Genomic DNA, 8710 nt, shown 5'->3' on the forward strand with positions numbered 1-8710 from the left:
CATTGACAGTGACGTTGATGTAAACGTTAATGTGACTGTGTGGACGAGCGGCGATCGTCAGTCTGGGAAATCCGGGGTGAGTGCAATTTGGCCGCGTGCCGCCTCCTGTGAGGAGCCTCCTCTCGTGGGGAGCATTGCACCAACTGTATTGACTCTGGACTCCCAGACTGTCGGTTTAGCATCTGAAACCCTAATAAAAAAATCCCTAAAACTTCTAATCCTTTAACCCCTTAGCCAGGAGAATTTCCCCCATGCGTATGTTTCGCGTTACGGCTTGTGTGCCGAGTCAGACCCGCATTCGCACTCAGAGAGAGCTGCAAAACACCTACTATACAAAACTGGTTCCCTATGACAACTGGTTCCGTGAGCAACAACGGATCATGAAAATGGGCGGCAAAATCGTCAAGGTTGAATTGGCCACTGGTAAGCCCGGAACGAACACCGGCTTGAAGTAGGGTTGACCGACGTTGCGTGTTTAACCCGAGACGTTCAGGGCGAGAGGTCGTTGTACCTCTCGTTTTTCATGTTTACCCTCTGGGGAGTCTCAATCGATCGCTGACCCCATTGATGGGGTTTCCAAGACCTGCTATGTTTAAGTCTTTAACCTGATGTGGCTCTGGGGGTGTCCCTCAGACCCAGTATGGTAGCTCTGAATCGCCCCATGAACACTGAAACCTATCTCAATCATCCGACCTTTGGTTTGCTCTTTCGTGTCTGTCCCATTGGAGAAGATCGAGAATTATTTACAACCTTGTATGCTCAGCGTTTATTTTTTATTGTGACGACGGGGGAACGGGGATTGGCTTTTGAACCTCTAACCCGTGCTGATGCTCGGGCTGTGATTGAAAATCGTCTGCGTCAGTTGCGTCGCACGGGACTGGCTCAGGAACATGAGAAGTTACAAAAGATCCGAAAACAGATGTTTTGAGACCATTATTGATGGTGATTAGCTCTGAGAGAAGTCAGACCATATAGGACATTTTGTCTGAGCGCAATCAATACTGTGAAAGGGTTTGATTGTTTCTGGATGTATATTTTTAAGTGTCTATAATGTCGTGTTCATTGCCCCAGGAGGTTATTAAAACGTTTTCATGTCGTTTGAGGATTTATCCATTGCCGATCGCCTAGCCCAAATTCGTCCGACGATTCCTGAGTCTGTGCGCTTGGTGGCGGTGTCCAAAACCAAACCGGCTAGTGCGATTCGAGAAGCGTATCAGGCGGGGATTCGGGATTTTGGCGAAAGTCGTATCCAAGAGGCGATCGCCAAACAAGAGGAACTTGAGGATTTAGAGGACATTACCTGGCATTTTATTGGCCACCTGCAAACCAATAAGACAAAACTGGCGCTCGAACGGATGCAGTGGATTCATTCCGTCGATCGCCTCAAACTCGCCCGAGAAATCCAGCGTCTGGTGGACAAAGGCAGTCCTTGCCCCAATCTCTGCCTACAAGTCAAGTTTCGCCCCGATGCCAACAAATCTGGCTGGGATTGGTCGGAGTTCCACCAGGATTTACCGGAACTCGATCGCCTATCTTCGCTGAAAGTGCGGGGAATCATGACAATTCTGCCCTTTGGTTTACCCACCGAGGAGAGTCGCGAGATCTTGATCGAGGCCCGTCAAGGGTGCGATCGCCTACGAGAAGAGACGTGGAAGCATCTGAGGTTCCCTGAACTCTCGATGGGGATGTCCGATGATTATCTCCTGGCCATTGAAGCCGGGAGTACGATGGTTCGCTTAGGGCGGATTCTATTTGGCGATCGCCCGACGTAAGCGAACCCACCTCATCCCCTCTGGGGAGGGGTTAGGGGTGGGTTATGCCTCTTGCCTTCTTATCCCCTATTGTTTGTACGATTCAGACCAACTGTTGCTATAGGATTATTTGTCGTGATTCTTATTCCCTCTAATGCTGAAGGCTGTCAAGATAAGACTCTATCCCAATAATCAACAGAAACAGTTGCTTGAGCAATCCTTTGGCAATTGCCGTTGGCTTTGCAACTCTTGTCTTGACTTGATGAATAAAACCTACAAAGACACAGACAAAGGCTTGTCAGGATATGACCTCAAACAACAAATACCTGCACTTAAGAAAGAATATGAATGGCTCGGATTGACGTATTCTCAATGCTTGCAACAGGTCTGTCTTAATCTCGGTGTAGCCTTTAACAACTTTTTCGAGCGAAGGGCCGGTTATCCTCGCTTTAAATCTAAGCATAATAAACAATCAATCCATTACCCTCAAAACGTTAAGGTGCAAAACAATTGCTTGAGATTACCGAAAATCGGTGAAGTCAAGGCCGTTATTCATCGTCCTGTTGAGGGAAAAGTTAAAACGGTTACTATCTCCAAAAATTGCTGCAACCAATACCAGACGTCAATCTTAGTTGATGATGGGAAGGAGAAGCCTAAACCAAGCACGGAAGGTAACGCCATCGGTATTGATTTAGGATTGACTCACTTTGCGATCGCTAGCGATGGTTCTAAGTTTGGCAATCCTAGATGGTTAGCCAAACATGAGAAAAATCTGAAGCGGAAACAGCAACAGCTTTCCCGGAAACAAAAAGGCTCTAGGAATCGCAACAAAGCCAGACAGAAAGTTGCTAAAGCTTATCATAAAATTTCCCGTTGTCGCGGAGATTTTCACCACAAACTATCCCCTAGGATAGTTGACGAGAATCAAGTTATTGTGGTTGAAGATTTGGCCGTCAAAAACATGGTGAAGAATCACGGTCTAGCCAAGACAATCCGCCCGGTTGGATGGGGACAATTCTGTACGATGTTGAAGTATAAGGATGAACAAAAAGGAAAAATCTATCAAGAGGTGGATCGATTCTTTCCGAGTTCCAAAACTTGTCATGTTTGTCTCAATCAAGTGGGGAGTTGACCTCTTGATATCCGTAGCTGGACTTGCTCAAGCTGTGGAACCAAGCCTGATCGCGACATTAATATCGCGACATTAATACAGCAATTAACCTCACCAGATGAGGGACTACGGATTTTGACGGGGCGTATAAACCCGCTTTGGAGATCTCCAGGGACAGCCCCTTACCTGTGGGACACGGGGTAAAGCCGATCGCCCAGATGTAAGACGAAACAGTAGAGGACGCAAGAAATCTACGGTTTCGCGGTCTGTTGGGTAGGAAGCCGACGCTGTAATCTTTGATGGGCGCGTTCGGTAGTTCACGATGAATACCCTATAATGGGAGCGAATCATCTTTGCCGATGGGCGTGTTGATCCCGTTAAATTCACGAAGATTCTTCTTAACAGATCCCTTCAGTGAGATCCTTTAACCGGTCACTGAGCCCATATCGGAATGTTTAGCCGGAGTCGCCATGAGCAATATCTTTTCAAAGCTACGGGATTTCATCAATCCGGACGAACCGGTTGATTATGATTACGACTATGACGACATGCAGGGCAATAGCCCCGCTTATCAGCCCCTCTATCCCAGTGAAAGCCCTACATCAGCTCCTAACGCCGATGTAACGAATGCCGGAACTCGTTTGCGCGATCGCTCCCCCTTGAGCAGTTCCTCCGGCTTAACGCCTCCCCCTCCTCAGCGGGGTTCAAGTATGAATTCAGGAATGAGTAACGTGATTGGATTACCTGGCGCAGCAAATGGCATTTCCGAAGTCGTGGTCATGGAACCGCGCACCTTTGAAGAGATGCCCCAAGCCATTCAAGCTTTACGGGAACGGAAATCCGTCGTCTTGAACCTAACGGTGATGGACCCGGATCAAGCTCAGCGAGCCGTTGACTTCATCGCTGGGGGAACCTTCGCCCTCGATGGTCATCAAGAACGCATTGGCGAGAGCATTTTTCTGTTTACCCCCAGTTGCGTGCAAGTTAGTACCCAGTCGGGCGTTGTTCGCGATGTCATGCAGCCCCATCTGCAAGCTCCGGGTGCGACTAATCCCGGACAAGCCAGTAGCAGCGGCTCAACCCCCAGTTGGGTTCCTGACTTCGGTCGCCTGGCTCAATCCTAGATCTCCGGTTCGTCCTCACAGTTCTCTAAGCCCTTGTCTTCTTCCCTTGCGATTATCGGCGGTGGCATGATGGCCGAAGCCATCCTTTCCCGCCTCTTAGCTCAACAGGTGTATCGTCCTGACGAGGTTTGGGTGAGTGAACCCAAGCCTCAGCGTCGGGAGTATCTAGCACAAACCTATCAGGTGCAGGTGAGCGGTGATAACGCCACCATTGCGGCTGAGGCCGAGACGCTTCTTTTGGCCATCAAGCCGCAAATTTTTGCGGCCGTGTCTGAGCAACTTCCTCCCGGAACCCTCTCCCCGAAAACTTTAGTTATTTCCATCTTGGCAGGAACGCCCCTATCTAAGTTAGAGGCGGCGTTTCCCGGTTCTCCTGTGGTGCGAGTGATGCCCAATACTCCCGCGACGGTCGGTGCGGGCATTTCCGCCTTGAGTCCTGGCCAGGCGGTGACGGACGAGGGCTTAGCGGTGGCTCGCCGGCTGCTGGGGGCCGTGGGAGAGGTGGTTGAGGTTCCAGAGCGGCTTATGGATGCGGTAACGGGGTTATCGGGGTCAGGACCGGGCTATGTGGCGTTGATGATCGAGGCGCTCAGTGATGGCGGTGTGGCGGCGGGGTTACCTCGGGCCACGGCCCAACAGTTGGCGATCGCCACCCTGCGAGGAACGGCTCAACTCCTCAGTGAGACGGGATTACATCCTGGGGAACTCAAGGATCGCGTCACCAGTCCAGGAGGAACGACCATTGCGGGAATTGCGGAGTTGGAGGCCCGGGGACTGCGATCGGCCCTGATTTCAGCGGTGCAAGCGGCCGCCGAGCGGTCTAAGGCGTTGGGAAATGGTTAATCATCCGTTGTCCACGAGAGCAAACATGATTTCCCGTGACTCGTTTTATCCATGACCAGTTTGCTAAGGATTACCTAGAAGAACTGCTCACTCCCTACGGAACCATTCAAGCTTCCCGACGGGTTTCGGGAGAGGTTAGACAGGTTGATTTGTGGTTTTCCCCAAATCCGGAGGTGAGCCGTTCGCCCGATCCTCTCGGGATTTTGGCGAGAACCCTAAATGTGCCGACCGTCTTTGAACCCTATCGCAATCCGGTAACCGCAGATGAAGTTCGTGATTGTCTCTTAAAACTGTTCATCATCGAAGCTCAATTGCGACGGGAGGCTAAGCAAAACCGTCAAACCTCGCTTAATTTCATCAAACCCCACTTATGGATTCTCACGCCGACTGCCTCTGAGAACCTATTAATGGGCTTTGGTGCTACCCTAGATATAGAAGAGTGGGGTGAAGGAATTTATCACTTGGCATCCCAGCTACGGACTTGCTTTGTGGTGATTCACCAGTTGCCTCGTCATCCTGAGACTCTATGGCTGAGAATTTTGGGGCGAGGCAGAGTCCAAGCTGAAGCTATTGAGGAACTTGAGCAGCTTCCTCCGGACAATCCCCTCCGAGCGAGTTCGTTAGTATTGTTGAATCGCCTAAAAGCTGACCTTCAAACACAGGAAAATCTGGATTGGGAGGATACTGAACTGATTATGCGTTTATCTCCTCTTTTTGACCAACAACTCGAAGCGGCTCAGTTAACAGGTCTGCAACAAGGTCTGCAACAGGGTGAACGTCGCGTGGTGGAAAATCTGTTGCAGGTTCGTTTTGGTTCCCTGGATGATGAGTTAACCTCTCTGATTGATGCGGTTTTGCAATTACCGGCGGAGGAGTTTACTCCTCTGTTGATGCAGTTGTCTCGCGAGGAGTTGCTCGAACGCTTCCGAGGGGAAGAGTAAACTCATCAGGGGGCGGTTGACTTAGACGAGCATAGAAACCCCAGAGGCCAGGATAATCAGTAGGGGAACCCCGGTGCGCCCTAGGTCCGGTAGCGGCGTAATAGCAGATAACTTCCCACACCAAACAGCAGGCCCAACGCTAAACTGACACTAAACGTCTGCCACGGGCCTGAGGTATGTCCCGCCCAAGCGCCCGCCGCTGCAGAGGAAACGCCAATCCCTAAACCCGCTCCACCGACTAAGTTTTCAATGTTACGATCGCGCTCCCCCTGGGCCGCCGCCACCAGCACCTGAAGCGTCTTAATATGCTGTTCCCGCACCCGTAACCCTGGACTTAAACTCTCAATATCCTGCTGTATCTGTTCCTGATAATAAACCGCTTGGTTTCCGGCAAAATCAGACCAATGCTGGACATCGGTTTTGAACGGATAGTTTGCACAGCGTTGTTCAATCCGTTGCGATCGCTTCTCATAGGCCCGTAGATTCGTTTTCAAGGTTTGCAGTTGCAGCGATAACCCCTCCAGTCCTCGTGTATGTCGGTCTAGCTTTTGCATATTGTCATACAACACCTGACGCAGTTCATAAAAATCCCCTTTGAGAGCAGTCGCTTCCGTTAGCTTAATTTGGCTGGCGGGGATGATTTCATGGGTTAAAGGAAAGAAGGTTTCTTGACTTAAAATTTCCTTGATTTTACAACTTTGCTCATGACTCCAGCGAATTTTATGCTGATAGTAAAAAAGGCGCTGTAAGTCATAATAAAAATTGCTCACCGCTTCCATCGTTTGCGAATCTTCAGCCAAACAAACCCATAACCATTCTCCATTCGGAAGAACAGCTGATCGCAAAACATTTCCTAAAAATTTTTCTTCGTTTCCCCAACTTTCAATAGTCCAGAGTTTAGCAATGTCTTGAAATGCCTGGTCTAACCCTTGCCGATCACCCTCTCCAGGATGGTCGGGTTGCCATCGACTCAGCACGAGCCAAGTTTGACCAATCGAGCCTTGGATACCGCTAAAATGTTGCTTGAGTTGCGCCAAAACCTCTATAGACTGTGGCTTTTCTTCCTCTCGCACCGCCCCATAGAGCAACAATCCCTGACTGTCTCCTAAGGACTTCACTTCAAAAATGGCATCCCAATCTTGTCCCGCATACTCGTAGGATTTAGCGTGGGTAGCGTGATCAGGATGGGTCTGTTTCCAGTCCGTCCAACTTGGGGGAATTGCGTCAGGGGAACGATGGTAACTAAAACAGAATAAATGGGGATAAATTAGATGAACCATCCTGTAATTCCCATAGCCCAATCTAACGGATCTTGTTTGGAGTTTTGGAACTCTTGCCGCGCTTTTTCGGGAGGATTGGGGTGATTTAGAATCTCCCCGAGAGTGTCCTCAGCGGAGAGAGATACATTTGTATCTTCGACCTGAGCCGCATCATCAGACGCTTGAGAAGACCCCTTGGGACGTATGATTTTATTGCGGTCTTTGACCGTGTAGCCCCCTACAAGTTGGTCATGAAAGGTATCAAAGCGTTGCCAAAAGGGGATATCTTGGCTTTGTCGGCTAGCCTGATCTAAAGCCTCATCGGTATTTGTTAGTAAGTCTGGGCTGACTGGGGGGAGAGTCTCGTTGGGGGGAGTGGTTGCGAGAGCCGCAAGGAACGCGGTCAGGGGGTAGTTGGGAGTCGTCATGAGCGTGAGTTGGGGGAAATCTATATCTATCATGCCCTAACGGGTTGGGCAATGTCCGGGGCTAGGACGGTGGGAGATCATGGTTCAGTCCCGGCAAGGGGGCGGCCTGACTGGGTAAGGATGAAGCCGGCCCAGTGATAGGGATGACGATAAGGAGTCTCTTCGGGGGGATATTGCCGGGGAGCCTTGCGGATGTTGCGATCGCAACTTTGTAGCCAGCGGCGCGAGGAAAAGGGGAGGCCCTTCTGAGCCGCGTCACGATACCACTGAGCCAAATCCCGCCAGGTGAGGGATCTTAACTGCCTTTGGGCGTGCTGGAGTGCCGCTGTGGGTTGGAGCTGTTGTTGGTAATGGCGGAAAAATTCCATGATGAAAATCATGCTAGAGACTTCGCTAACCGTCCAGAGAGTGCTGAGAACCGCGCCACTTCCCTTGTTTAAGAAGACAGCGGGAAAGCCGACAAACTCATTGATAAACTCTCCCCAGTTGCTGATTCCCGTTTCGCAGGCGGCGAGACAGACTAGGGGAAATCGAACCGAGTCGAGACCGTCCAAGTCTGTGAGGGTGAAAGGGGCATCCTCGGCGAGGTAGAGGGCGGATTGCTCGGGAGTTGTGCTGTCATGTTCTCCATGACCGCTGAAATAGAAGAAGGGAGCGGGGGTTTGTAGCTGTTGGCGGAAGGCCTCGGCCGTCACGGCGGCCTCGCTGAGGGGTTGGGCTTGGGGATAAAGCTGCTGGATGAGCTGTGTTTCTAGGCGAGCGAATTCTAGGGGTTGCTCGCTGCTGGGAGAGCCGATGAGGATGGGGGGCTGGTTGCTGCTTGGGGGTGGGGACGGGCAAGAAAGGCTGAGATGAGGACGGTAGGAGACGGCTCGGGACGACCGGGAGGAGAGGCTGGGGGTAAAGAAGTGATGGAGTGGTAAAAGATGTAGGTCGCGGTGGGGGATGAGGATGAGGGAGTCGTTGGGGTCTAGCTTATCCTCGATTTCGCGGATTTTGAGGATTTGTTTGAGGTGGTTGAGGCGTCGGGGCAGTTGTTCGCGCCGGGGGGAGGGAGAGGTTGGGTGGGGGAGGTCTGTGGGTTTGCGTTTACGCTGTTCTTGGTAGAGTTGGCTGTAGGTTTTGAGCCATTCTCTGAAGTTGGTTTGGTCGGTGATGTGGGGGTTGCCGGGGGGGTCGCAGGGAATGGTGAAGATATGCGGGTCTTGGTGGGGACGCAGCAGGAAGGTGCTAATTTGGGCGGGGCTGAGGTG

10 protein-coding genes are annotated in these 8710 nt (G+C 51.1%); 7 read left to right on the forward strand and 3 right to left on the reverse strand.

Annotated elements, in window-relative coordinates; genetic code table 11:
- The first annotated feature begins 251 nt into the window (after nt 1-251).
- The 7 genes from R6U67_RS08340 to R6U67_RS08370 all read left to right on the forward strand — a co-directional run bounded on the left by R6U67_RS08340 (nt 252) and on the right by R6U67_RS08370 (nt 5770).
- The gene (locus R6U67_RS08340; protein WP_074162910.1) at nt 252-455 is read left to right on the forward strand and encodes a phycobilisome linker polypeptide; all 204 of its coding nucleotides are present in this window, start codon (nt 252-254) and stop codon (nt 453-455) included.
- A gap of 206 nt (nt 456-661) precedes the next feature.
- Nucleotides 662-928: a transcriptional coactivator PipX gene (pipX, locus tag R6U67_RS08345; RefSeq protein WP_068790365.1), complete on the forward strand. Its 267-nt coding sequence runs from the start codon at nt 662-664 to the stop codon at nt 926-928.
- A 163-nt stretch (nt 929-1091) separates the two neighbouring features.
- The gene (locus R6U67_RS08350; RefSeq protein ID WP_410252119.1) at nt 1092-1772 is read left to right on the forward strand and encodes a YggS family pyridoxal phosphate-dependent enzyme; all 681 of its coding nucleotides are present in this window, start codon (nt 1092-1094) and stop codon (nt 1770-1772) included.
- Between the two features lie 133 nt (nt 1773-1905).
- On the forward strand, nt 1906-2883 hold the full coding sequence (locus R6U67_RS08355) for an RNA-guided endonuclease InsQ/TnpB family protein (RefSeq protein WP_410252120.1): 978 nt from the start codon (nt 1906-1908) through the stop codon (nt 2881-2883).
- A 449-nt stretch (nt 2884-3332) separates the two neighbouring features.
- Nucleotides 3333-3986 (forward strand): cell division protein SepF, encoded by a 654-nt coding sequence (locus R6U67_RS08360; protein ID WP_410252121.1) that lies wholly within the window; start codon nt 3333-3335, stop codon nt 3984-3986.
- Between the two features lie 33 nt (nt 3987-4019).
- On the forward strand, nt 4020-4829 hold the full coding sequence (gene proC, locus R6U67_RS08365; RefSeq protein ID WP_410252122.1) for a pyrroline-5-carboxylate reductase: 810 nt from the start codon (nt 4020-4022) through the stop codon (nt 4827-4829).
- Between the two features lie 35 nt (nt 4830-4864).
- Nucleotides 4865-5770: a hypothetical protein gene (locus R6U67_RS08370; RefSeq protein WP_410252123.1), complete on the forward strand. Its 906-nt coding sequence runs from the start codon at nt 4865-4867 to the stop codon at nt 5768-5770.
- An 80-nt stretch (nt 5771-5850) separates the two neighbouring features.
- Here R6U67_RS08370 and R6U67_RS08375 read toward each other — a convergent pair whose 3' ends face one another.
- The 3 genes from R6U67_RS08375 to R6U67_RS08385 all read right to left on the reverse strand — a co-directional run.
- Nucleotides 5851-7050 carry a hypothetical protein gene (locus tag R6U67_RS08375; protein ID WP_410252124.1) on the reverse strand — a complete coding sequence of 400 codons (1200 nt, stop codon included), beginning with the start codon at nt 7048-7050 and terminating at the stop codon, nt 5851-5853.
- Nucleotides 7038-7457, reverse strand: coding sequence for a hypothetical protein (locus tag R6U67_RS08380; protein ID WP_410252125.1), 420 nt, complete (start codon nt 7455-7457; stop codon nt 7038-7040). Before R6U67_RS08380 ends, R6U67_RS08375 begins: the two co-directional genes overlap by 13 nt.
- 77 nt (nt 7458-7534) lie before the next feature.
- Nucleotides 7535-8710 (reverse strand): CHAT domain-containing protein (locus tag R6U67_RS08385; protein WP_410252126.1); only part of this gene is annotated, 1176 nt, incomplete at its 5' end.

The organism is Sodalinema sp., assembly GCF_046483825.1.
In the GTDB taxonomy this organism is placed as follows: domain Bacteria; phylum Cyanobacteriota; class Cyanobacteriia; order Cyanobacteriales; family Geitlerinemataceae; genus Sodalinema.

What these genes read in the sequence shown, in the direction of transcription:
- R6U67_RS08340 (WP_074162910.1), top strand. Translation starts at nt 252, where the DNA reads ATGCGTATGTTTCGCGTTACGGCTTGTGTGCCGAGTCAGACCCGCATT.
- pipX (WP_068790365.1), top strand. Translation starts at nt 662, where the DNA reads ATGAACACTGAAACCTATCTCAATCATCCGACCTTTGGTTTGCTCTTT.
- R6U67_RS08350 (WP_410252119.1), top strand. Translation starts at nt 1,092, where the DNA reads ATGTCGTTTGAGGATTTATCCATTGCCGATCGCCTAGCCCAAATTCGT.
- R6U67_RS08355 (WP_410252120.1), top strand. Translation starts at nt 1,906, where the DNA reads ATGCTGAAGGCTGTCAAGATAAGACTCTATCCCAATAATCAACAGAAA.
- R6U67_RS08360 (WP_410252121.1), top strand. Translation starts at nt 3,333, where the DNA reads ATGAGCAATATCTTTTCAAAGCTACGGGATTTCATCAATCCGGACGAA.
- R6U67_RS08375 (WP_410252124.1), bottom strand. Translation starts at nt 7,050, where the DNA reads ATGGTTCATCTAATTTATCCCCATTTATTCTGTTTTAGTTACCATCGT.
- R6U67_RS08380 (WP_410252125.1), bottom strand. Translation starts at nt 7,457, where the DNA reads ATGACGACTCCCAACTACCCCCTGACCGCGTTCCTTGCGGCTCTCGCA.